This is a genomic window from Asticcacaulis sp. AND118, assembly GCF_020535245.1.
Lineage (GTDB): Bacteria > Pseudomonadota > Alphaproteobacteria > Caulobacterales > Caulobacteraceae > Asticcacaulis.
Genome location: NZ_CP084910.1, coordinates 301,595 through 325,720, shown reverse-complemented (window position 1 = coordinate 325,720; position 24,126 = coordinate 301,595). Strand labels below are relative to the sequence as shown.

Below are 24,126 nucleotides of genomic sequence, written 5' to 3'. Positions count from 1 at the left end.
GTCCTTCCATGACACGGCTTCACAAACGCCTCCCCGCTCTCGCCGCCGGCCTGCTGCTCAGCACACTGGCGGCTGCCGGCGTTCAGGCGGCCCCCAAACCGTACGCCGCGACTGGCGGCATGAAGGTCCAGACGCAGACTTCGGGCGTGCGCACCCAGGTGCTCAACATCGCCAAGGGACGCTCGGCGGTCATCGACCTGCCGGTGGACGCCGCCGACGTCTTCGTGTCGAACCCGGCCGCCGCGGACACTGTCCTGCGTACGCCACGCCGCGTCTTCGTGCTGGGCGTGGCGGCGGGTCAGTCCGACGCCATCTTCTTCGACGGGGCCGGCCGTCAGATCCTCAATCTTCAAATCCGCGTCGGCGTCTCCACCGACCAGTTGTCGGACACGGTGCATCAGCTCTATCCGCAGTCGGATGTCGAGGTGCAGACCGTCAACGGCTACATCATCCTGTCGGGTGTGGTGGCCAATGCCTCGGAATCCGAAGCCATCCAGCGTCTGGCCATCGCCTTTGCCGAGAAACCGGACAACATCATTAACATGCTGGCCATCGCCGGCAAGGATCAGGTCAGCCTGAAGGTCCGCATCGTCGAGATCGAGAAGTCCTCGATCAAGCAGCTCGGCTTCAATTTCAACGGGCTGAGCGGCGCCACCGGCGAAGTGCAGTACGGCGTTCAGAATACGCCGACCTACGGCACCAACGGCCGCTCGCTGGGCGGTATGCAGATCGGCTATACCGACCGCTATCTGGCGGCCTCGCTTCAGGCCTTCGAGCGCGTCGGCCTGACCCGCACCCTAGCCGAACCCAACCTGACCGCCGTATCCGGCGAAGCCGCCAAATTCCTGGTCGGCGGTGAATTTCCCATTCCCGTGGCCCGCGACGCCACCGGCCGCATTACCGTCGAATTCAAGACCTACGGCGTCGGTCTCGGCTTCACCCCCGTCGTTCTGTCGAACGGCACCATCTCGCTGAAGCTGAATACCGAGGTGTCGGAAATCACCAATTCCGGCGCTTTCCAGCTCGACACGGACTTCACCCTGCCGGCCCTGTCGGTGCGCCGCGCCGAAACCACGGTCGAGTTGCCCTCCGGCGGCTCGCTCATGATCGCCGGCATGCTGCAGTCGAAGTACAAGCAGACCGTCGACGCCCTGCCCGGCATGGCGACCATGCCCGTCCTCGGCGCGCTGTTCCGCTCGCGCGACTTCCTTGATCAGCAGACCGAACTGGTGGTGATCGTCACCCCGTATATCGTGTCGGCCAAGAATCCCTCCGTCTTCCAGACGCCCGCCGACGGCTTCCAGGCCGCTGGCGATCTTGAAACCGTCTTCCTCGGCCGCATCAACAAGGCCGTCCGCCGCAGTCGTGGCGAGATGGCCGAGACGCCACCGCCCGCCGGCAGCTATCAGGCTCCCATCGGCTATGTGATCGAATAGGGACAAGGCACATGAACCATCCGACCGCACTTCGTATCGCCGTCCTCCTCTTAGGCACCTCGGTTCTGGCCGGCTGCATGAGTAACGATCCGCCGTCTTTTCAGGCCAATGCGCCGACGCCGCTCGACCACTATCCCATGTCGACCGAAACGCGCACCGACGCCCTGCATTTCAAGATCCACGCCGGCAGCGGCCTGTCGGACAATCAGCGCCGCGCGCTGGATCAGGTGGCGCTGAAGGCCACCTGGAACGGCGGCGGCCCGGTCGATATCGGCATCGTCACGGCCAGCACGCCCGATGCCCAGCGCACCGGCGACGCCATCCGGCTCTATCTGGAAGCGCATCAGGTCAGTACGCACTCTATTTCGGCCAGCACCTCTCAGGCCCAGCCCGCCGACGTGGTCAGCCTGATCACCCATGAGTACCGGGCCGTGGTGCCGCAGTGCAATCTCGACTGGGAAAACATCGCCGCGACCCGCCACAATGTCGCCCCGCAAAACATGGGCTGCGCCGTGAACGCCAATCTGGCCGCGCAGATCGACGATCCGCGCGACATCCACAGCCCGGAGCCGTATATCCCCGGCGACGCGGGCCGACGCACCATCATCATCGACAAGTATCGCAAGGGCGAGGTGACCTCGGCAGCCAAGGATGAGGCTGCCAAGAGCAATATCGCCAAGGTCATTCAGTGAGTCCGTCCATGTCAGCCAACACCCGACAGACCGATCCTTTCGACAGCTTTGACGACGCCGACGACGGCTTCACGCAGAATTACGAGGCGGCGGACGCGCTCGATCTGGGAGATCCGTTCGAGGACCTGCCCGAAGACGGCTTCGATCTCCTGACACCGCAGGAGGGCCTGCAACGTCAGGCCCTGACCCCCGCCAGCTTCGTGCCCGGTGAAACGGGCGCCGCCGAACTGCTGGGCGACGAACTGGGCGCGGTGTCTATCCCGCGCATCGGCATCCACTTCTTCCCGGACGCCGAAACCACGCTGCACGCCTGCGACACGGCGGCGCTGGACCGCCGCATGGCGCGCGCGCAGTCCCTCGTCCGCCGCGGCGGCATCGAAGAGGCCATCGCCGCCTATCAGCACGAGCCGACCCCGTCTCTGCTGATCGTCGAATCGCACCAGCAGGCCCACGGCCTTCTGGATCAGTTGGGCCGTCTGGCCGAGGTCTGCGACGCCAACACCAAAGTCGTGGTCATCGGCGCGCATAACGACATCTCGCTGTACCGCGAACTGATCCGTCAGGGCGTGTCGGAATATCTGGTCGCGCCGGTCAAGCCGCTGCAACTGATCAAATCCATCGCCACCCTGTTCAACGATCCGGAAACCCCGTTCGTCGGCCGCGCCATCGCCTTTATCGGCGCGCGCGGCGGCGCTGGTTCGTCGGTGCTGGCGCACAATTTCGCCCACGCCCTGTCCGAATCCATGCAGGCCAATACGGTCATCGCCGACTACGACCTGCCCTTCGGCACCGCCGGTCTCGACTTCAATCAGGATCCGTTGCAGGGCATGGCCGACGCGCTGAACGAGCCGGACCGCCTCGACCCGGTGCTGCTCGACCGTATGCTGACGCGCTGCACCGAGCGCCTGTCGCTGTTCTCGGCGCCCGCCTCGCTCGATCAGGACTATCTGGCCGACGAAGACGCCTTCGAGGAAGTGACGCGCAAGGTGCGCTCGGTCGCGCCCTTCATCGTGATGGACCTGCCGCACATCTGGACGCCCTGGCTGAAGAAATCGCTGATCGCCGCCGACGAGGTGGTGATCGTGGCGACGCCTGATCTGGCGTCCCTGCGCAACGCCAAGAACCTGATCGAGCTGCTCAAATCCTTCCGCCCGAACGACAATCCGCCGCGCATCGTCCTCAATCAGGTCGATATGCCGGGCCGTCCGGAAATCCCGGTCAAGGACTTCACCGCCGCGCTGGGCATCGCCCCGTCCTGCACCATAGCCTTCGACGCCAAAACCTTTGGTCAGGCCGCCAATAACGGTCAGATGATCGCCGAATGCGCGCCGGGTTCCAAGACCCACGAAGCCCTGCTGTCCCTGACGGCGGCCATCACCGGCCGCACGCCGGAGCCGAAGAAGAAGGCCGGTTCGGCCTCGCTTCTCGGCAAGTTTTTTCCGAAGAAGAAGTGAGGCCATAGGTGTTCGGTAAGCGCCCCACGGATCCTTCCGGCAAGCCGACCGGCCCGAGTGCGGCCCCGCGGACGGCTGCGCCGTCGCCGGGTGCGCAGGCCGCGGCCCAGATGCGCCCGCAGGCGCTCAGCGGCGGCGCCAATCCTTCCGCTGAAAAGCCTCAGGAAATTAAAGGTGCCCCGCCACCGGCCAAGGCCGCCGGCGACATCGCCACGCGGCCCCAGGGCGTCGCGGAAGCCGCGCGCCCCGCCGAACCCGAACGCCGCACCGCCGACAAGCCCGCGGCCAAGGCCAGCAAGCTGTCCGCCGGCATCGACCAGATGCACAAGGCGCAGGCGGTCACCGAAATCGTCCGCGAGCAGTCCGACTATTACCACGCCACCAAGACGGCGATCTTCAACGCCCTTCTGAACACCATCGACCTGTCGCAACTGGCGCAACTCGATCAGAAAGCGGCGTCGGAGGAAATCCGCGACATCGTTTCGGAACTGGTGACGATCAAAAACGTCTCCATGTCCATCGTCGAACAGGACGCGCTGGTTCAGGACATCATCAACGACGTTCTGGGCTACGGGCCGCTGGAGCCGCTGCTGGCGCGCGACGATATCGCCGACATCATGGTCAACGGCGCGGGCCGCGTCTTCATCGAAGTCAACGGCAAGGTGCAACTGACCAATGTGCGCTTCCGCGACAATGGGCAGTTGATGAATATCTGTCAGCGCATCGTGTCGCAGGTCGGCCGCCGCGTCGACGAAAGCTCGCCCATCTGCGACGCCCGCCTGCCCGACGGTTCGCGCGTCAACGTCATCGCGCCGCCGCTGGCGCTGGATGGTCCGACGCTGACCATTCGTAAGTTCAAAAAGGACAAGCTGACCATGCGCAACCTGGTGGAGTTCGGCTCCATCAGCCCGGAAGGGGCGCGCGTGCTGGGCGTCATCGGGGCCTCGCGCTGCAACGTGCTGATCTCCGGCGGTACGGGTTCGGGCAAGACGACCCTGCTCAACACCATGACCGCCTTCATCGACCCGACCGAGCGCGTCATCACCTGCGAAGACGCCGCCGAACTGCAACTTCAGCAGCCGCACGTGGTGCGTCTCGAAACCCGTCCGCCGAACCTCGAAGGCCAGGGCTCGATCACCATGCGCGATCTGGTCAAGAACTGTCTGCGGATGCGTCCCGAACGCATCATCGTCGGCGAAGTCCGTGGCCCGGAGGCCTTCGACCTCCTGCAGGCCATGAACACCGGCCACGACGGCTCAATGGGCACGCTGCACGCCAACTCGCCGCGCGAAGCCATTTCGCGTCTGGAATCGATGATCACCATGGGCGGCTACGGCCTGCCGTCGCGCACCATCCGCGAAATGATCGTCGGCTCGGTCGACATCATCGTGCAGGCCGCACGTCTACGTGATGGCTCTCGCCGCATCACCCACATCACCGAAGTGCTGGGCCTCGAAGGCGACGTCATCATCACGCAGGACCTGTTCCTGTACGAGATCGAGGGCGAAGACAAGCAGGGCAAGATCGTCGGGCGTCACCGTTCGACCGGCATCGGCCGTCCGCGCTTCTGGGATCGCGCCCGCTATTACGGCCTTGAGCGCGAACTGGCGGAGGCGCTGGATGCGGCGGAGTAGCATAGCGCAATCCGAAAAGTGTGAAGCGGTTTTCGGGCAAAATTGCGCGAGTAAAATGTCATGATGTTCTTCCTTATCGCCTTCCTCAGCTTCGTGATCCTGGCCTCGGTCGGCTTCGTCCTGACCGGCGGCGGCGCGTCCGAAGTCGCGGCCAAGCGCGCGCAGGCCATTGCGGTCAGCGCCGGCGCCCCGCGCCGCAAGGGCCAGAGGGCGGCGGCCAGCAAAACCCCGGAAGAACGCCGCAAGCAGATCATGCTGCAACTCAAGGAATCCGAGCAGCGCGAGCGCAAGGCCCGCCTGTCGTTGACCGCGCGCATGCAGCACGCCGGGCTGACGCCCAATGTGAAAACCTTCTGGATCTGGTCGGTCGCGCTCGGCGTGATCGCCGGCATCGCCGTGATGGTCCTCAGCCGCCTGCCCCTGGCCGGTCTCGGCGCGGGTTTCGCTTTCGCTTATGGCGCGCCGCGCTGGTGGCTGGGCTTTCTCGCCAAGCGCCGCATCGCCAAGTTCACCGCCAACTTCCCGGACGCCATCGACATTCTGGTGCGCGGCATCAAGTCGGGCCTGCCGGTGCACGACGGCCTTAAGATCATCGCCAAGGAACTGCCCGCGCCGCTGGGGCCGGAGTTCCAGCGTCTCAACGAGAACATCGCCGTGGGTATGACGCTCGATCTGGCGCTTGAAAAGATGTGCGAGCGTATGCCGACGCCGGAACTGCGCTTCTTCACCATCGTCATCGCCATCCAGCAGAAGACCGGCGGCAACCTCGCCGAAGCCCTGGGCAACCTGTCGAACGTGCTGCGTTCGCGGCGCATGATGCGCGAAAAGATCAAGGCGCTGTCGTCGGAAGCCATTGCTTCGGCCACCATTATCGGCGTGCTGCCGCCGGGCGTCGGCGTCCTGATCTACATGACCAATCCGGGCTATATGGGCACGCTGATCAGCGATCCGCGCGGCAATATCCTGATCGTCGGCGGCGCCATCTGGATGTTGTTCGGCATCCTGATGATGCGCAACATGATCAACTTCAAATTTTAGGTGGTGGCATGAAAGAACTGGCCATCACCCTCATGCACCCGGCCAACCTGATCAGCGTGGCGGTGGCCGTGCTGGTTTTCTTCACCGTGCTGACGCTCCTGCGCTCCTCTATATCGGGCGAGCAACTGGACAAGCGCATGAAGGCCGTGGCTCAGCGCCGCGAGGAGTTGCGCCGTCAGGCCCGCCAGAACATGACCCAGCCGGGCCAGAACAGCGGCCTGCGTCAAACCGACGAAAGCCTGTACAAGCGCATCGTCGACCGTCTGAACCTCAAGAAACTGCTCGAAGACCCGAAGGTGGTCGACAAGCTGGCGATGGCCGGCTTCCGCGGCCCCAAACCGATCACCACCTTCTACTTCTTCCGACTCCTCATGCCCTTCGTGCTGGGGGCGTTCGCCACCTTCTATATCTATGTGATCAACGATCTGGGTCAGCCGCCCAATATCAAGATCCTGATCTGCGTCGCCATGTTCGTCGCCGGCTATTACGCGCCCAACATCTACATCAGCAATGTGGCGTCCAAGCGCCGCGCCTCGATCGTCTCGGCCTTCCCCGACGCGCTCGACCTGCTGCTGATCTGCGTCGAGGCGGGCATGTCGATCGAAGCCGCCTTGCAGAAGGTGTCGCAGGAAATCGGCTCGGCCTCCATCGAACTGGCCGAAGAGCTGTCGCTGCTGGTCGCCGAACTGTCTTACCTGCCCGAACGTCGCATGGCCTATGAAGGGCTGGCGCGCCGCACCAACTATCCGGGGATCAAGTCGGTGTGTACGGCCATGATCCAGGCGGAAAAATACGGCACGCCGCTCGGCACCGCGCTGCGCGTCATGGCCAAGGAAAACCGCGAACTGCGCCTTTCGGCGGCGGAAAAGAAGGCCGCGGCCCTGCCGGCGCAGCTTACCGTGCCCATGATCGTCTTCTTCCTGCCGGTGCTGTTCGTCGTCATTCTCGGCCCGGCCGTCCTCAACATCATGGACATGATGGGTAAGAAGTAGGCGCTCACCGCCTTGCGTCGCGCCACGGGAACATATAAAGAACATTGTTGACCCCCATGAGGTTCGACATGTCGCGTTTTCCTGTCCTGCCGCCGACCTATTACCACGCCCATTTCACCGAGATGCTGGCCTTCGTGCGCGAGGTCTATGCGACGGTGCTGGGCGAGGCCGAACACGCCTTCATCGACGCCTTCGAGACCTTAAGTGTCGAGGCCCAATGCCTGTTCATCCGCATGTCGAATCGCAAGCGCCCGGTCTTCACCGTCGCCGATCTGGTCTATGCCGAAATCGGCGAGGTCGAATGGCGGCTGGAAGAACTGGTCGAAACGGGTTTTGCGCGGCCGATCGGCGCGGACGATTATCGCCACTGGCTCGACACCCTGACGCGGCCCATGCTGGAACAGATGGCGCGCGATCAGGGCGTCGCGATACAACGGCAATGGAGCAAGGCGCAACTGGTCCACGCCGTTCAGACGCATATTCCGTTCGAGGCTTTCGCCGCCGGTTTCAGCGCCTCCACCTGGGTGCCCGGCCATCGCGATACGGTCGGCTTCCTGCTCTATCTCTATTTCGGCAAGCTGAGCGACAATCTCACGGCCTTCACCCTGCGCGATCTCGGCGTGGTGTCGGTGCGCGGGCAAACGGCCTATCAGGCGCGCTTCGCCAGTCGTGAGGAGGCGCTGGGCGGTCACCTCTATACGCAGGCGTTGAAATCGCTCAAGGGGGCGACGCCGGAGGACTATCGACGACTGGCCGAGCGCGTCGGGGATTGGCCCGCCGCCGCCACCCCGTTTGTCGAAGACCTGCGCGACCGGCTGATGCACGATCTGGGGCGCTTTTTCGAGCGGCAGAAGGACGGCGACCGGGCCATCGGCTTCTACGCGCAGTCGGGCCTGTTCGAGAGTCAGGAACGCACCATCCGCCTGCTGCACGCGCGCGGCGATGTCGAGCGCGTTCAGGGCCTGCTGGAATCGATGCTCGACGCTCCGGCGCACGACGAAGCCTTCCTCTTCGCCGACGACTTCTACCGCCGCAAGTTCGGAAAAAAACGCACCAGCGTCTTCACCGACCTGCTGCGCGACGGCGAAGAAATCGCCGCCGACGACCTCTATCGCGGCCTGCCGGAACTGGCGGCCATCCACCATTACGAGGCGCAGGGCTGGACGGCGCATCATGTCGAAAACGGCCTGTGGCCCGCCCTGTTCGGCCTGCTGTTCTGGGACGAACTGTTCGAGCAGCCGGGCGCGCTGGCGTCCGGGTTCGACTGGATGCCGCAGGCCCTGAAAGGCAACCGTTTTGCCGCCCTGTTCCCGGAGGCCGTTGCGCAACGGCTGAAGGCGCTGGAGGAAGGCCGGGCGTGGCCGCTGATCGCCGACACCCTCGCCCGCCGCGAAGGCCGCGAAAACGGCGTGTTCGGCTGGTGGCCCGGCCTTGGCGACCTGATGCGCGACTTTCTGAGCGCCGCTTCGCCCGCCGCCGTGCGCGATATCGTGGTCGCCTTGTGCGCCGATTTTCAGGGCCTGCGCGACGGCTTCCCCGACCTGATGTTGATCGGTCCGAACGGCGTGAAGTTCATCGAGGTGAAGGGCGAAGGCGATCAGGTACGCCGGCATCAACTGGCGCGGCTCAACCTTCTGCGACAAGCCGGTTTCGAGGCTGGCATCCTGCGCGTCGGTTTCCGGCCCGACCCGGATCAGGTCTATGCCGTGGTCGATATCGAGACGACGGGCGGGCAATCGGCCTATGAGCGGGTCACTGAGATCGGCGCGGTGAAAATCCGCAATGGCGAGATCATCGACACCTGGCAAAGCCTGATCAATCCCGAACGGCGCATCCCGCCCTTCATCACCGAATTGACCGGCATCAGCAATGAAATGGTGAAGGACGCGCCGCGCTTCGCCGAGATCGCGGATACGTTCGAGACCTTTATGAAGGGGGCCGTCTTCGTCGCGCACAATGTCAATTTCGACTACGGTTTTCTGTCGGCGGAATACCGGCGGCTGGAGCGACCGTTCCGCTATCCGAAGCTCTGCACGGTGGCATCGATGCGCCGGCATTTTCCGGGGCTGGCGGCCTATGGTCTGGCCCCGCTGTCGCGCCATTTCGGCATCGAATTAAAAAACCACCACCGCGCCCTTTCGGACGCGATGGCGGCGGCGGAACTGCTGAAGATGGTCAATGAGAAAAGACTTAGCCCCCTCTCCCCCACGGGGAGAGGGTTGGGGTGAGGGGGCGAACACCGAACCTGTTGCCTTCCCCCTCACCCTGCGCTTCGCGCTTCCCTCTCCCCAAGGGGCGAGGGACTTCCTTTTTTACGGCTTCTTGAACTTCAACGTCATGCGATCGGACTCGCCAATGGCGTCGAAGCGGGCGCGCTGATCCGCCGTCAGGGCCTTGTCGCCCTGCCCGCTGTTGCGGATGGGTTTCAGCGTCCACACGCCGAACGGATGGTCGCGCGTGTCCTTCGGATTGGCGTTGATCTCGCTCTTGCCGACGAAGACGAAGCCCGCCTTTTTCGCCGCTTCGATGACATAGCCTTCCGAGACATAGCCGGTGCCCGCTTTGGGGTCCGAGCCTTCCGGCGCGCGGTGCTGTTCGACGGCCAGCACGCCACCCGATTTCAGCGCCTTGAACGCCGCGTCCAGATGACGCTCGGTCGCCCCGTCCTGACGCGCCCAGTTATGGAAGGCCCGCGCGATCAGCACCAGATCGGCCTGCCCCGCCGGCAGGTCGGCCAGGGTCGAGGCCTTGACCTCGCCATAGATCGACTTGTCCGCCACCTCGGCCCAGAAGTTGGCGTCGCTGGTGTTGTTCATCACGCCGGTATAGGCGCCCTTGGTCTGATGCGCATAGGGGGCGAGGATCTCGGTCCACCAGCCCTTGGCGCCCGGATAGTATTCGACGATGTTCGCGCCGGGCTTCAGGCCCCAGAAGGCCAGCGAGTCCGCCGGGTGGCGGAATTGATCGCGCCCCTTGTTTTCCGGCGTACGCCAGGCACCGTCTATAGCGGCCTTCAGCGCCGCGTCGGGCGCGCCCGCATGGGCGGCATGGTCGTGGCCTTCGTGGGCCGTCGCCGGGCCGGTCAGGGCGAGGGCGGCGGCAAAAACAATAAGTGCAGTGCGGGCAAACATGGGCATCCTCCTCAGGGGTTGGACGCAAGGGTGAGGCGAATTGCGGCCTTTTTGCGGCAACAGTGCCTCTGGTCGCGGCGCTATCGTTTGCAGACCGTTGCCCAAAGCTGTGCTGCCGCCTATGTTTGGTCGCGATAGATCGCCGAAAACCGCTCACACTTTTCGGCTTGTCGCTCTATAGGTAGGCGGCACAAACCGGAGACCGCCCATGCCCGAGATCAACGGCACCGCCCCCGCCCGCTTCGCCGCCGTCAAGGACCGCTTCGCGCAGAACTTCGTCGATGGGCCCGACGGCCTGACCGAAAAGGGGGCGCGTTTCACCGTGGTACAGGACGAGGAGGTCATTCTCGACCTGTGGGGCGGGGTCAGCAACCGCGAAGGCACGGCCCCCTTTACCGATGCGACCCTGACGCCGGTCTTTTCCTCGACCAAGGCCGTGACCGCGCTGATGATCGCGCGGCTGGTCGATCAGGGGAAGCTCGACTACAATTACAAGGTCTCGGTGCTATGGCCTGAATTCGGCCGCAACGGCAAGGACGGCATCACGCTGGGCCAGCTTATTTCCCATCAGGGCGGGTTGTCCGGATTCAGCCCGCCGATCGATCCGGCGACCTGGTTCGACATCCCGGCCCTGCTGGACGCGCTGTGCGAACAGACGCCTTTGTGGACGCCCGGCGAGGGCTCCGGCTATCACCCCATCACCATCGGCTATCTGATGGGCGAGGTCTTTCGTCGCGCCGACGGGCGCACGCTAGGGACGGCGCTGCGTGAAGATATCGCTACACCGTTCGGGCTCGACCTGATGATCGGCACGCCGGAGGCCGCGTTTCCGCGCATCTCCGACATGTGGAAGCCGACCCGCGCACCGGACCTCGGCCCGCTCGATCCGATCAAGCAGGCCGCCTTTCTCGACAAAGGCTCGTCGCCCGCCGGACGCGGCTCCGCCGACTGGCGCAAGATGGAAATCCCCTCGGCCAACGGCCACGCCACGGCGGAGGCTCTGGCCAGGCTGATGCAGGTCGTGGCCAATGGCGGCAGGCTGAAAGGTGGGACCGTCCTGACGGAAAAGACGCTCAATGACGCGACCAAGGAACGGGTGTCGGGCCCCGACCGCGTCCTGCCGTTCGACCTGTCGTGGGGCGCGGGCTTCCTGCGCAACAAGGGCATCCATATCTACGGCCCGAACGCCCGCGCTATCGGCCATTCGGGCTGGGGCGGTTCGTGCGTCATGGCCGATCCGGACAAGCGGCTGAGCATCGCCTATGTGATGAACCGGCAGTCGCACTATCTGATCGGCGATCCCCGTCCGGTGGGGCTTATAAATTCCGTTTACGAGCATTTGTAAGACCCACTGGGCAAGACGCCATAAAGCCGGTGGGGCTGATTAATGCGGGTTACACAGCGCTCCAAGACGGTCGATAAAGCGAGCTAACTGCGTTGCTCGATCGCAACGGGAAAGTAGAATTTTTCTAAAATACAATCTTTGATTGCAAAACTGTAAATCGATGCAACTATGAGACCTCTCACACATTCGCGGAGGTTATTATGAACGCCATTACCCTCAAACCCATGGATTGGGCGACATTGAGTGACATTGAAGATGTCGCCCCTCTTAATGAGGCCGACAACAATTGCATTCAGGAAATATACAATGTCCTCAAGAAACATAATCGTCAGGACAGGTTTGGCTTAACCCTGATACACAAACATTTTGATCTCGCGGAAGACGAGATCATGGTCGAATACAGCAACCCCGTCACTCGAACCCTGACTATCAAACCTGAGAAAACCAGTAATGACCTGCTAGCCAAGTCTGTGCAGACGAGTTGGGCATTAAATGAAGAGGGGGGAGAAATGACGCGCGTTTGTCGTACGCGTTGCTTCCTAAATATTCAGGGCGGTCACAGTTCGGATGGACATCAATGGGTATAAAGGAAGGGGGCAATCGCCCCCTTCTATCCCACCCGCATCTGCTTCGCCCGACGCCAGGCGCCGAACGCAAACACGCCCGCGCCGAACCAGATGAACGCGAACGACAGCGCCCGCAGCGGCGTGAACAGTTCCCCCTGAAACAGGCCGATCATGAAGGCGATGGTCGGGGCCAGAAACTGGATGAAGCCCATGGTCGACAGCGGCAACCGCCTCGCCACGTAGGAAAACAGGAACAGCGGCAGCACAGTCACCGGCCCGGTCAGGGCGAACCAGAAGGCGTTGGACCCGGCATCGAAGAAATGCCCCTGCCCCGTACCTTCGAACCACGCCAGATAGATGATCGACGGCACGAACAGGAAGACGCACTCGACGAACAGCCCGGCCAGCGCCGACACGGCCAGTTGCTTGCGGATGATGCCGTAGGTGGCGAACGACACGGCCAGAGTCAGCGCGATATAGGGCACATGACCCAGAGCCAGCGCCTGAATCCCCACGCCCGCAATGGCCAGACCGATGGCGGCCTTGCCCCAGTTGTCGAGCCGTTCCTTGAACAGGATCGCGCCGGCGGCCATGTTGATCAGCGGGTTGAGATAATAGCCCAGCGCCGATTCGATGGTGTGATGGTTGGTCACCGCCCAGACGAAGACGCCCCAGTTGATGGCGATCATCAGCGCCGCCACCAGCAGCGTCAACGCCACCTTTGGCGTGCTGAAGATGGTCAGCACTTCCGGGAACTGTTTGGTGATCAGCACCAGCCCGCCGGCCCAGATCAAAGCCCATACCGATCGGTGCGCCATGATCTCCAGCGCGCCGGCGCCGAAATCCTTCATCGGCAGATAGACGAGCGGTGCGAAACCCCATACGGCGTAGCACATGATGGCCAGACCGATGGGTGACGCGAAGAACGAAGGGGCGGGGGCCGCGGGCTGGGCGGAGGACATGAAATATCCGATCTGAAAATGTTTCGGTCGAAACAGGATGTGAGATAGTGAGGGCAGGGCGTGTCAGCAACGAAAAAAACCGGCGGAACCCTGGGGTCCGCCGGTCTAAACGATCACTTATGGTAAGTCATGTTTAGGCTGTGACTGGCGTAATGACCCCGCGTTCGTCGAGAAGCTGCGCAATCTGTACGGCATTGAGCGCCGCGCCCTTGCGCAGATTGTCCGATACGCACCAGAAGGCCAGACCGTTCGGCACGGACGGATCGTTGCGCAGACGCGAAATGAAGGTGTCGAACTCACCCACGCATTCCTTCGGTGTCACATAGCCGCCGTTCTCGCGCTTATCGACCACGGCGATGCCGGGGGCTTCACGCAGGATTTCGCGGGCTTCGGCTTCGTCCAGCGGGTTTTCAAACTCGACATTGATCGATTCCGAGTGGCCGACGAACACCGGCACGCGGACGCAGGTGGCGAAGACTTCGATATTAGGATCGAGGATCTTCTTGGTCTCGACCTTCATCTTCCACTCTTCCTTGGTCTGGCCGTCTTCCATGAAGACGTCGATGTGCGGAATGACGTTGAAGGCGATTTCCTTGGTGAACTTCTTGGCCGGAACGTCACCCATGCCGTAGACGGCCTTGGTCTGGTTCCACAGTTCGTCCATGCCTTCCTTGCCCGCGCCGGCGGTGGCCTGATAGGTCGAGACGACGACGCGCTTGACGCGCGCGGCGTCGTGCAGCGGCTTCAGCGCCACGACCATCTGGATCGTCGAGCAGTTGGGGTTGGCGATGATGTTCTTCTTTTTGCAGTCCCAGATGGCGTCCGGGTTCACTTCCGGCACGATCAGCGGCACGTCCGGGTCCATGCGCCACGCCGACGAATTGTCGATGACGATGGGTCCCAGCTTACCGATCTTTTCCGACCACGCCTTCGACACGTCGCCGCCCGCCGACATCAGCACGATGTCGACCTTGGTGAAGTCGAACTGCTCAAGGTCTTCGCAACGCAGGGTGCGGTTCTTGAAGCCCACCTCGACGCCCAGGGATTTGCGCGACGCGACGGCATAGATGTCCTTGATCGGGAAATCCAGCTCTTCGAGCGTGGCGAGCATCTCACGGCCAACAGCGCCGGTGGCGCCGACGACGGCGACACGATAGGTCATCGGAAAACTCCAAACTGATTGAGGTTTGCGCAGACAAACGAAAAAGGCATCGCGCATACGGCGCGTGCCTTATCAGAGAAAGGGGGGCGGGAAAATGTCTTTTTTCTGCGGGTTTGCCTCAGCAGAACTGATCCGCGCCCCTGATCGCCGGTTGGTTACTTGCGAGATTATTTTCAGGCCCATACTTCAGGCATGAACCGACATGTCACCGGGGTAAACCGGCGTCGCAGACGCATGACGCACACGGTCGAGCGCCTTGAGTAAGGCTTCCGGGGTAAAGGGCTTGGTCAGGAGACCGTCACCGCCCACGGTCTGCCCTTCGATGTGCGCGCGGCTGTCCGTATCGCCCGTGACGAAGAGGATCGGCGTGCGTTCCAGATGATGACCGGATTCGATCTGACGGATTTCGCGCACGGCCTCGATGCCCGACAGAACCGGCAGTTCGATATCCATGAGGATGGCGTCGTATTCGGACTCTTCGTAGGCCTCGACGGCTTCGCGCCCGTTGGAGGCAAAATCGACGTCCGCGCCCGTCGCCGTCAGCAGGGTGTCGAGCATCTGACAGACGGTCGAATTGTCATCCACGCACAACAGTTTCATAGCGGCTCCTCACGATTTCGAGACAGTCTTCCCTTTGACTCACGGAAGATGTCTCATTGTTACACACCCCACATAGGGGCGCGGTTAGCGGTTTGGCCAATCGTGTAATTTTCCTGCAAGCCCCTTGCCATGAAAGCAGCTTGCCGGTTTATGGACGCCATGTCCGATCACGCCGCGCCGTTCACATCCCCCCTGCCCGCCCTGATCATCGGCGGCGGCCCGGCGGGCTGCGCCTGCGCCCTATGGCTGCACAGGCTGGGGGTGGAGACGCTGTTGCTGGAGTCGTCGGACCGGCTGGGCGGGCTGCAACGCCTCAGCCCTTATGAGAACCTGTGGATTCCGGGCGTGCAGGACCGCACCGGTGAACAGGTGGCCGAAGCCCTGCACGATCATATCGCCGCCGCCGGCGTGCCGCACCGGCTGAACACGCGCGTGACGCAGATCGGCGAGGGGTTTAGCGTGACGACGGAGGAAGAGACTTTCCGGGCGCGGCATCTGGTGCTCGCCACCGGGACGCGCCCCGCCGCCGGTCCTTTCCGGCCCGCGCCGAACATCGCCATCGGCCCCGGTCACCCGATGGAAGCGCTGGAGGTTGAGGGCCGCCGCATCGCCATTCTGGGCGGCGGCGACAATGCCTTCGATCAGGCGCGCTTCGTCCTGCACCGCGGTGCGGCCCATGTGACGGTGTTCAGCCGCTCTGCGCCCCGCGCGCAGAGCCTATTACAGGACATGATCCCGCAGGCCGACATTCGCACCGGCCCCTATCAGGCCGATCCCGACGCCCTGACCGTCAATGGTGAAGCGTTCGACGGCTTCGGCGTGATGTACGGTTTCGAGGCCCACGTCCCGCCGGGCCTCAGCCTCACGAGCGGCAACGGCTATGTCGAGGTCGATCGTTTCGGCGAAACGCGCACGCCGAACCTGTGGGCCTGCGGCGAGGTCACCGACTACTGGCACCCGTGCGTCACCACCTCCGCCGCCCACGGCGTTCAGGTCGCCAAACAGATTTCGCTGCGCCTTCGGTAACGCGGTCGCCGCATTTTTTAATCGCCCGATCACGCATCTCTGCTAAGAGTTATTGGCAATCTCTGAAAGCCTCCCTGCGTAGTCCATGCCCAGCGCCGTCAAATCCGCCTACAAGCAACTGGTGAAATCCGGCCAGATCGCCGCCGATCCCGGTCAGGCCGAAGCCGTCGAGGTGCTATGCAAGCTGGAGCGCACCCTGCACGACAGCGCCGGCTTCTGGCAGGGCCTGTTCGGCGGGCCGCACTGCTACGGCCTCTACCTGTGGGGTCAGCCGGGACGCGGCAAGTCGATGCTGATGGACCTCTTCTATGAGCGCATCGCCTTCGAGCCCAAGCGCCGCATCCACTTTCACGCCTTCATGGCCAAGGTGCACGAACTGGTGCAGGTCTGGCGGCAGGGCGACGTCAAAGAGCGTCAGTCGGTTTTCGGCACGGCCAGGGGCGACGATCCGGTCGCGCCGGTCGCCAGACTGATCGCCAAAGAGTCCAAGCTGCTCTGCTTCGATGAGCTTCAGGTGACCGACATCGCCGACGCCATGATACTGGGGCGGTTGTTCGAGGCCCTGTTCGCGCAAAAGGTGAACATCGTCATCACCTCCAACCGCGCGCCCGAAGCCCTGTATAAAAACGGGCTGAACCGCGACCTGTTCCTGCCCTTCATCGACATGATCCGCGACAAGATGACCGTGCACGAAGTCAGGGGACCGAAGGATTTCCGCCTCGATCGCCTCAGAGGCGCGCGCGTCTATTTCACGCCGGACCACGCCCCGGCCGAGGCCGCCTACGACGCCCTGTGGCGCGACATGGTCGGTCCGGGTAAGACGGTGCCGATCACGCTCAGTGTCAACGAACGCAAACTGACCTTCGCGCGCACCTGCGGGCCGCTGCTGCGCGCAAGCTTCGCCGAACTGTGCGCCCGGAACAACGGCGCAGCGGACTATCTGGCCATTGCCGAGCGCTTCACCACGGTCTTCATCGACCACATCCCGCAACTGGGGCCGGAAAAGCGCAACGAGGCCAAACGCTTCGTCACCCTGATCGACGCGCTTTACGAAGCCAACACCAAGGTGGTGGCGCTGGCCGCTGCCGAGCCCGCGGCGCTGTATCCGGCGGGTGACGGCGCGTTTGAATTCGAGCGCACCGTGTCGCGTCTGGAGGAGATGCGCTCGGAGACCTATCTGGAAAAGATCGCGGACTGACTCCCCTCGATACGCCCCCACGAGTGGGAGTATTACCGCCCCTGTCGCCGCACTGTCACATGGCGGGATTACAGACACGGCATCCTTAGTCCGTTACGGGGTCCGCCATGTCCGTCCGCGCCATCAGCCTGCTTTTCGCCGTCCTCAGCCTGCCGCTCTCAGCGGGGGCGCAGACGCTTCCCGCCACGCGCGATCTGAGCAAGGACGCCAGTTTCCAGACGCAGCAGGCCGCCATCGAAGCCGCCGCGGCGCTGGTCCCCAATACCGGCCGCGCCAAAAACGTCATCCTGTTCATCGGCGACGGCATGGGCATCAACTCGGTCACCTCCGGCCGCATCCTTGCCGGGCAGGTGCGCGGCCTCGATGGCGCCAGCTACGTGCTGTCGTTCGAGGAACTGCCCTACACGGCCTTCTCCAAGACCTATTCGACCAACGATCTGGTCACCGACTCCGCCAACGGCATTTCGGCCATCACCACCGGCGTCAAGACGATCAATGGCGGCATCGGCGTCGACGGCAATGTGAAGGGCAGGCAGTGCGACGGCGTCGCCGCCGCCCGCGTCATGACCATCGCCGAACAGGCCAAGCTGTCGGGGCGTTCCGCCGGTGTCGTCACCACCTCCGGCATCACCGACGCAACGCCTGCGGGCGCTTACGGCCACACCTCGACGCGCGGCTGGCGCTCCGACGCCGACCTGACGCCCGAAGCCGTGGCGGCGGGCTGCATCGATCTGGCGCGCCAACTGGTTCAGGCCCCGGCCTCGGTGCGCCTCGACGTGGCGATGGGTGGCGACCTTCAGGACTTCACGCCGATCGCCGCCGGCGGTGAACGCAAGGACGGGCGCGACCTGACCGCCGAATGGAAGACGCAAAAGAATGCCGCCTTTCTCACCGGCAAGGCGCAACTCGACGCACTCGACACCAAAACTTCGGGTCCGGTGCTGGGCCTGTTCAGCAAGGGCGACCTGCCCTCGCCGCTCGACAAGCCTGTCGACGTACCGGGTCTGGACGAGATGACGGCGAAGGCCATTGATCTCCTGTCCCGCAACGATAAGGGCTACTTCCTGCTGGTCGAATCCGCCTCGATCGACAAATGGCACCACAAGAACGACGCCCACCGCGCCCTGCACGATGTCGACGAACTGGCCAAGGCCGTAAGCGTCGCCCTGTCCAAGACCGACGCCAGGGACACGCTGATCCTGATCACCGCCGACCACAGCCACGGCCTCAGCCTGTCGGGCTATGCGCCGCGCGACGCTTCGGTCGAGGGCGTGTCAGGCAAGGGCGACAAGGCCTATCCGCTGCTCAGCTACGCCACCGGCCCCGGCGGCGAGGACGTCCACGAAGGCGACTACACCGCCGAAGAAACCGAAAAGCTGGGCTTCATCAATCCGGCGCTGTTCGGCATGTCCAGCGCGGCCCACGGCGGCGAAGACGTACCGGTCTATGCCCGCGGCCCGCAGGCGCATCTGGTCCGCTCGACGGTCGAATCGACCTATCTGTACCAGGTCATGCACCGCGCCCTGTTCGGGGCGGAGACGTCGAAGAAGAAGTAAGGCAGAAAGGCCCCCTCTCCCTCAGGGGAGAGGGGAAGCTAACCACCGTCTTGCCGTGGCCAGGTGCATGCGCTCGACCATCTCGCCATTGACCGACACCACGCCCTTGTCGAGGTTCTCCGGCTGCGCGAAGACGGCGACCACAGCGCGCGCCCAATCGAGCTGTCCTTCGGTCGGCGCGAACACGGCATTGGTCACGGCGATCTGCGCCGGATGGATCAGGGTCTTGCCGTCGAAGCCCAGCGCGCGGCCGTTTTCGCATTCGCGCCGCAGCCCCTCGTCGTCCCGGAAAGTGTTGTAGACCCCGTCGATAACGCTCAGCCCGAAGGCGCGGGCGTGCAGCACGATGTTCGACAGCGACAGTTGCAACTCCGTCCGTTCCGGCGTCGGCGATACGCGCAGATCGGCCCGCAGATCGTTCGGCCCGGCGATCAGCCCCTGCAGGCCCGGCGCAGTACATATCTCTTTCAGATTCAGCACGCCCTTCGCCGTTTCGATCATCGCCCACACCGGCGCTTCGTATCCGGTCAGATGCACGGCGGCCCCGACCTTGGGGATGACATAGCCGTTCAGCCCGTGCCCGACATAACGCGTCAAAGCCACCAGCGCCGCGGCCTTGCGCGCCGGATCGACGCGCACCAGAACCAGCGGCGCGACGAAACCCCCGGCTTCGAGCGCACCCGTGACACGTCGAAGCGCCTCGGTTTTTTCCGCCTCGCCGGCCGAGTCCTCCAGATCGAGGATCAGGGCGTCGGCCTCAAGCGTCGCCACCTTGGCCATCGCCTTTTCATTGGCGGCGGGAACGAACAGGACGGAGCGGAGCGGTAAGTGGATCATGGTCCTATTCTATCCCCATTCCGCAGCACCTCAAACAATGGAAAACGCAATCCTTTGCATGAATTAAATCGATTGTTCCTGCGGCAGCCAGCCCCGCCCTACCCTTGTCATATTGGGGTTTTAAGCACATATTATGAGGCAGCGGGCCATTCCGGCCCCTTCCACAGGGATTCAAAATGAACGACTTCCGCAGTCACAATCCGGCCAGCGCGACCGTACAGGACATGTCGGTCGATGCGGGCCTGCGCAGCTTCATGCTGGGCGTCTACAACAAGATGGCTCTGGGCCTTCTGCTGACCGGCGCGCTCGCCTGGGCGGCCGCCAATGTGCCCGCCATCACCAACCTGATGTTTCAGGTCGCCCCGGACGGTCGTCTGGCGGGTTACACCCTCATGGGTTACGTCATCTCCTTCGCCCCCGTGGTGATCCTGCTGGGCTCGGGCTTCGTCATGCGTCAGCCGACCGTCGCCTCCACCAGCATCCTCTACTGGCTGGTCGTGGCTCTGATCGGCCTGTCCACCGGTGCCAACTTCCTCGTCTATACGGGCGGTTCGCTGGCCTCGACCTTCTTCGTCACCGCCGCCGCCTTCGGTGCGCTGAGCCTCTACGGCTACACCACCAAGCGCGATATGACCGGCTGGGGCAAGTTCCTGTTCATGGCCGTTATCGGCCTGATCCTCGCCAGCCTGGTCAACCTGTTCCTGCAAAGCACGATGCTCTATTTCATCGTCAGCGGTCTGGGCGTGCTGATCTTCTCGGCGCTGATCGCTTTCGAGACGCAGAACCTGAAGAACACCTATTATGAGCTGGGCGGCAATCAGGCCGGTATGGCCATGGCCACCAACTACGGCGCGCTGAGCCTCTACATCAGCTTCGTCAACCTGTTCCAGTTCCTGCTCGCCTTCATGGGCGTGCGCCGCGACTAGGATCGGTTATGACCGAACATATGACCCCGCCGGAGCGATCCGGCGGGGTATTTATTTAGCCGATCACATCCAGTTTGGTCTTGTCGAGCACGCTCAGCACCAGCGCCAGTTCGCGCCCGCGTTTGAGCACCATGCCGTTCTGATTGAACACCGCGAACGCCCCCTGCTTACGCGCCAGCGCCGGGCGTTTCTCGACGCGATAGACCGGGGCTTCGCCCGTGCGACGAAAGATATTGAAAACCACCCCATCGGCCAAACTGTCGATCCCGTAGTCGCGCCAGTCGCCCGACGCCACCTTGCGCCCATACAGTCTGAGGATCAGTTCCAGTTCACGCCGCTCGAAGAAGACCGGCCCCTTTAAAGCACCCTGGGGGGCCGCAATGAAACCTGGGCTTTGATCCTGAATGCTCATGCGAAACCTCTCGGCGGATACCCTCTTATTAGCCCCCCGCATCCGCAAAAAGGCAAGCGGGATTGCGCACGAACCCGTCCGCACCCTGTGCAAACGGTGGCACGCTCACCACGCTTCCAAAAGAAATGAAGCCAACGCAAAATGACCTCAATTCAGCCGTTTAGCCGCCCATATTAGTTTATACAAGATGAGCGTCGGCCGGATCGGTTCGTCAGGTCCACCCCCTGAACAGCCCCCCAGCCCCCGGACTTGACCGCCAGCTTTTGGCAGTTCCCGTCCGGCCGGCATATCATCTTTGTCCCCCCACCAAGATGACTCATAAGAACGCACCCGCCTCCTCCCCGGTCGGTGCGTTTTTTATTGCGCGCCTCACGGCCAAAGAAAAAGCCCACCGTTTCCGGCGGGCTTTTCGCATTAAAGAATACCGGCTTTTGCCGCTGCTTCGTCCAGACTGTCGCCGATCAGGGCCAGGTTCTGCATCGCCGCCAGACCCCATTGCGCCGTGCCGTTGGTCGACAAGGTCGGGTCTTCGTCCAGCGGACGCAGGACCGTCGCGCCGTCGATGCGCCTGGTGCGACGGTTCAGCCCGCCGTCGGACTCACGCCCTTCGCGGCCGAAGAACTCGCTCCACGCCCGCAGGGCCAGCGCCTTGTCCTTCTCGTGGAAGGCGGCAAAGGCCGTCAGGCGCGAGTGGGCGTCGGTCAGGTTGCGGCCCTTGGGGTTTTCCCCCAGATAGGCGGTGATTTCCGGTCCCGGCGCATTGTACCAGCGGCAATATTCCAGCCACGCCTTGCGATAGGCGGGCACGTCGACCAGTTCCCACAGTTCCGAAGTCATTTCGACCACGCCGAACACCGCATTGAGGTGCGAGACGCTGATATAGTCGCCGGTACCCAGGAACTTGCCCGTCTTGAGGTCGTAAGGCGCTTCGCCGGCGAACCAGCGGCGCTTGAGCCCGGCAATGGTGGTCATGCCGTTGACGATGCGGTCGCGCCATTTCGGATCTTGCGTACGTTCCCACTCGGTCAGCCACGCGCCGAGGAAAGCCCCCCACGAGGTGCCAAAGCCCGAGGCGACGACGCCCTTAGGACGTTCGCGACCCGGCGCCGGCGGCAGCTTGCGCGAGATATCGACATTTTCCAGCGACATATCGGAATCGACCAGATCGCGCATCAGATCACCCACGCGTTCGTCAGCGGTCAGGTAGTAGAAAATGCGGCGATAGGCGACGTTCGACACGCGAGGCTGCTTCGACGAATCCGACCAGGGCTGCACACCGTGACGGGTGCCGAAGCCCTTGAAGCGGCCGAGGTGATAGACATCGACCTCACCGGTCTGTCGCGTCATGGCTTCGGCGAATTTGAACACATCGGCGCGCCCGGTGCGCAGGTAGGTGTACCAGATCCACAGGTCGGTCGAGAGTTCGGAATTGTCCCAGGCATAGCCGCCGATGTCGTAGCGCCACATATGACGCTCGTGATCGTAGGTGTGCATGACGTCGCCATAGGTCCAGAAGCCGTACCAGCGGCGCTGCTCGACCTCCTTCATATAATATTCGATCTGATAGGTCAGGCGGTCTTCGAGAATCTTGCGCGCCGGGGTCGACGAATTGGGCAGGTCCCAGTCGCCGAAGACGCCGGCTTCGTGGATGCGCGCCGGGCTCAGCACCAGACGCGCCGGATTGGCGACCTGTTCGGCCATGTCGGAGAAGGCCTGATGCGACGGCGTCGCGCCCAGCACCCACAGGTTCAGTTCCGACGTGCGCGCCACGCCATTGGCCGTATCCCAGCCGGTTTCGTAGTCCTCATAGGTGATGTTGAGGCCTTCGATCTCCTCCGGGTGCGTGTCCATGCCATCGGCCGAACGATAGGGCCGCACGTCCATGGCCGGGGCGTCCGGCGACCACAGCCAGGCGGTAATTTCCGCCTCCTCCGTGTGAGCATTGCGTACATCGAGTTGGGTCGGCGCGCGTTGCCAGAAGTCCTTGAAGCCCAGAGCCACGCCGCCCGTCGCGCCGCCGACATAGGCGAGGCCCTTGGTACGCGTCCCGGCATTGGAGTCGATCCAGGCGTGACCGGCGCGGGTGCGCTTCCTGATGGTGTAGCCATCGGGCGTCAGTTGCGACAGGCTGAAGTCGCCCCATTCCGGAATCCACTTCAGCCCGTCCTGAACCGGCTTGGCCATATCGGCAACGGCCACGGCCTTGCCTTCGATCTGAGCGAGACCGAGCCCCTTGCCGACCGGACGGCGCAGGCCCGTCAGCGGACGCACCGCCTCGCCCCACACGCCCACCCCGTCGCCCGACAGACTGATGTGGCGGTTATGGGTCTCTTCGGTCATCGGCGTCCTGGCGGTGACGCCGAGGCCACGGATGAAGTCCTTCATCGGGTCGCCGTCATAGATGAAGGAGTGCACGATGCGCACACTCTGCGAACCGGCGTAGAAGTACAGACGCACCGAGAAGGGCAGCCAGTCGCGACCGTTTCCGCTGTGCGTCCCGTCGACCTTGAGCACGGCGCGCACCGGGCCGGTCTGCTCGACCGTGACCTTGGTGACCTTGCTGGCAAATTTTTGCTGCGACACGTTGCCGGTGGCGTCGAGATCGGGCTGGCTTTGCCACAGGGCGACCAGTTTCATCTCCTTGAGCGTCAGACGACCCGCACGGGTGGCGGTGGCGATCAGGTGCTCGCCCGAAGTCGGCACCACCCAGACCAGATCGCCGGAGGTTACGGTAACCGCGGCGGCATCCGACTTGACGCTGACGGCCTTGGCGGGGGCGGCGGGCTTGCCGACGCTCAACGACAGGTCGGCAGGCTTGGTCCCGGCAGGCACGGCGTGAGCGGTCCACTTCAGCGAGCCGTCGGGCCAGTAGGCCAGCGGCCACGACTGCACGGCGACATCGCCCAGTTTGAACTCCGGCGACTTGCCCTTGCCCGGCTTCACCGTGCCACGCGGCCACGGCACGCCCAGGGTCGCGCCTTCAAAAGCGGCGGGCATCCCGTCCAGCCATTTGAGATCGGTGGACGACACCGGTTTGGCCTTAACGGGCGCCGCAGCCTCAGCGGCCAGCGGCACGGCGGTGAGCGCCGACAGGGCAGCGGCGGATTGCAGAAGGTGGCGACGCGACAAAGATGACATGGTTCCCAGCCCTTTTGTGAA

At 63.5% G+C, this 24,126-nt stretch carries 20 protein-coding genes; 13 read left to right on the top strand and 7 right to left on the bottom strand.

Going from position 1 to position 24,126, the window contains the following annotated elements; all coding sequences use genetic code 11:
- Positions 1–8 precede the first annotated feature (8 nt).
- The 7 genes from LH365_RS01515 (at position 9) to LH365_RS01485 (ending at position 9,474) form a co-directional block, all read left to right on the top strand.
- Entirely contained in the window at positions 9–1,436 is a 1,428-nt protein-coding gene (locus LH365_RS01515; protein ID WP_226744461.1) for a type II and III secretion system protein family protein, read from the top strand.
- A gap of 11 nt (positions 1,437–1,447) precedes the next feature.
- The gene (locus tag LH365_RS01510; protein ID WP_226744460.1) at positions 1,448–2,128 is read left to right on the top strand and encodes a CpaD family pilus assembly protein; all 681 of its coding nucleotides are present in this window, start codon (positions 1,448–1,450) and stop codon (positions 2,126–2,128) included.
- Between the two features lie 8 nt (positions 2,129–2,136).
- On the top strand, positions 2,137–3,582 hold the full coding sequence (locus LH365_RS01505) for a CpaE family protein (RefSeq protein WP_226744459.1): 1,446 nt from the start codon (positions 2,137–2,139) through the stop codon (positions 3,580–3,582).
- 8 nt (positions 3,583–3,590) lie between these two features.
- Positions 3,591–5,216 carry an ATPase, T2SS/T4P/T4SS family gene (locus tag LH365_RS01500; RefSeq protein ID WP_370639731.1) on the top strand — a complete coding sequence of 542 codons (1,626 nt, stop codon included), beginning with the start codon at positions 3,591–3,593 and terminating at the stop codon, positions 5,214–5,216.
- A 60-nt stretch (positions 5,217–5,276) separates the two neighbouring features.
- Positions 5,277–6,254 (top strand): type II secretion system F family protein, encoded by a 978-nt coding sequence (locus LH365_RS01495; RefSeq protein WP_226744458.1) that lies wholly within the window; start codon positions 5,277–5,279, stop codon positions 6,252–6,254.
- A gap of 8 nt (positions 6,255–6,262) precedes the next feature.
- The gene (locus LH365_RS01490; RefSeq protein WP_226744457.1) at positions 6,263–7,246 is read left to right on the top strand and encodes a type II secretion system F family protein; all 984 of its coding nucleotides are present in this window, start codon (positions 6,263–6,265) and stop codon (positions 7,244–7,246) included.
- A gap of 68 nt (positions 7,247–7,314) precedes the next feature.
- Positions 7,315–9,474: an exonuclease domain-containing protein gene (locus LH365_RS01485; RefSeq protein WP_226744456.1), complete on the top strand. Its 2,160-nt coding sequence runs from the start codon at positions 7,315–7,317 to the stop codon at positions 9,472–9,474.
- Between the two features lie 84 nt (positions 9,475–9,558).
- Here the strand turns inward: LH365_RS01485 and LH365_RS01480 are convergent, their stop codons facing one another.
- Positions 9,559–10,377 carry a class I SAM-dependent methyltransferase gene (locus LH365_RS01480; protein ID WP_226744455.1) on the bottom strand — a complete coding sequence of 273 codons (819 nt, stop codon included), beginning with the start codon at positions 10,375–10,377 and terminating at the stop codon, positions 9,559–9,561.
- 208 nt (positions 10,378–10,585) lie between these two features.
- Here LH365_RS01480 and LH365_RS01475 point away from each other — a divergent pair, with 208 nt between their 5' ends.
- Positions 10,586–11,722, top strand: a complete 1,137-nt coding sequence (locus LH365_RS01475) for a serine hydrolase domain-containing protein (protein ID WP_226744454.1) — start codon at positions 10,586–10,588, stop codon at positions 11,720–11,722.
- A gap of 200 nt (positions 11,723–11,922) precedes the next feature.
- Positions 11,923–12,309: a hypothetical protein gene (locus LH365_RS01470; RefSeq protein WP_226744453.1), complete on the top strand. Its 387-nt coding sequence runs from the start codon at positions 11,923–11,925 to the stop codon at positions 12,307–12,309.
- 23 nt (positions 12,310–12,332) lie between these two features.
- Here LH365_RS01470 and rarD read toward each other — a convergent pair whose 3' ends face one another.
- The 3 genes from rarD to LH365_RS01455 form a co-directional block, all read right to left on the bottom strand.
- On the bottom strand, positions 12,333–13,250 hold the full coding sequence (rarD, locus tag LH365_RS01465; protein WP_226744452.1) for an EamA family transporter RarD: 918 nt from the start codon (positions 13,248–13,250) through the stop codon (positions 12,333–12,335).
- 133 nt (positions 13,251–13,383) lie between these two features.
- A complete protein-coding gene (locus LH365_RS01460; protein WP_226744451.1) occupies positions 13,384–14,412 on the bottom strand; it encodes an aspartate-semialdehyde dehydrogenase in 1,029 nt (342 codons plus the stop codon).
- Between the two features lie 186 nt (positions 14,413–14,598).
- On the bottom strand, positions 14,599–15,012 hold the full coding sequence (locus LH365_RS01455) for a response regulator (RefSeq protein WP_226744450.1): 414 nt from the start codon (positions 15,010–15,012) through the stop codon (positions 14,599–14,601).
- Between the two features lie 159 nt (positions 15,013–15,171).
- Here LH365_RS01455 and LH365_RS01450 point away from each other — a divergent pair, with 159 nt between their 5' ends.
- The 3 genes from LH365_RS01450 (at position 15,172) to LH365_RS01440 (ending at position 18,792) form a co-directional block, all read left to right on the top strand.
- The gene (locus LH365_RS01450; RefSeq protein ID WP_226744449.1) at positions 15,172–16,038 is read left to right on the top strand and encodes an NAD(P)/FAD-dependent oxidoreductase; all 867 of its coding nucleotides are present in this window, start codon (positions 15,172–15,174) and stop codon (positions 16,036–16,038) included.
- An 85-nt stretch (positions 16,039–16,123) separates the two neighbouring features.
- Complete coding sequence (gene zapE / locus LH365_RS01445; protein WP_226744448.1) at positions 16,124–17,236, top strand: cell division protein ZapE; 1,113 nt, start codon at positions 16,124–16,126, stop codon at positions 17,234–17,236.
- Positions 17,237–17,343: 107 nt separating this feature from the next.
- A complete protein-coding gene (locus tag LH365_RS01440) occupies positions 17,344–18,792 on the top strand; it encodes an alkaline phosphatase (protein WP_226744447.1) in 1,449 nt (482 codons plus the stop codon).
- Between the two features lie 21 nt (positions 18,793–18,813).
- Here LH365_RS01440 and LH365_RS01435 read toward each other — a convergent pair whose 3' ends face one another.
- Positions 18,814–19,629: a CoA ester lyase gene (locus LH365_RS01435; protein WP_226744446.1), complete on the bottom strand. Its 816-nt coding sequence runs from the start codon at positions 19,627–19,629 to the stop codon at positions 18,814–18,816.
- A gap of 176 nt (positions 19,630–19,805) precedes the next feature.
- Here LH365_RS01435 and LH365_RS01430 point away from each other — a divergent pair, with 176 nt between their 5' ends.
- On the top strand, positions 19,806–20,555 hold the full coding sequence (locus tag LH365_RS01430) for a Bax inhibitor-1/YccA family protein (protein ID WP_226744445.1): 750 nt from the start codon (positions 19,806–19,808) through the stop codon (positions 20,553–20,555).
- Positions 20,556–20,610: 55 nt separating this feature from the next.
- Here the strand turns inward: LH365_RS01430 and LH365_RS01425 are convergent, their stop codons facing one another.
- Positions 20,611–20,967: a DUF2794 domain-containing protein gene (locus LH365_RS01425; protein ID WP_226744444.1), complete on the bottom strand. Its 357-nt coding sequence runs from the start codon at positions 20,965–20,967 to the stop codon at positions 20,611–20,613.
- A gap of 414 nt (positions 20,968–21,381) precedes the next feature.
- The gene (locus tag LH365_RS01420) at positions 21,382–24,105 is read right to left on the bottom strand and encodes a Tat pathway signal sequence domain protein (RefSeq protein ID WP_226744443.1); all 2,724 of its coding nucleotides are present in this window, start codon (positions 24,103–24,105) and stop codon (positions 21,382–21,384) included.
- Between the last annotated feature and the right edge of the window lie 21 nt (positions 24,106–24,126).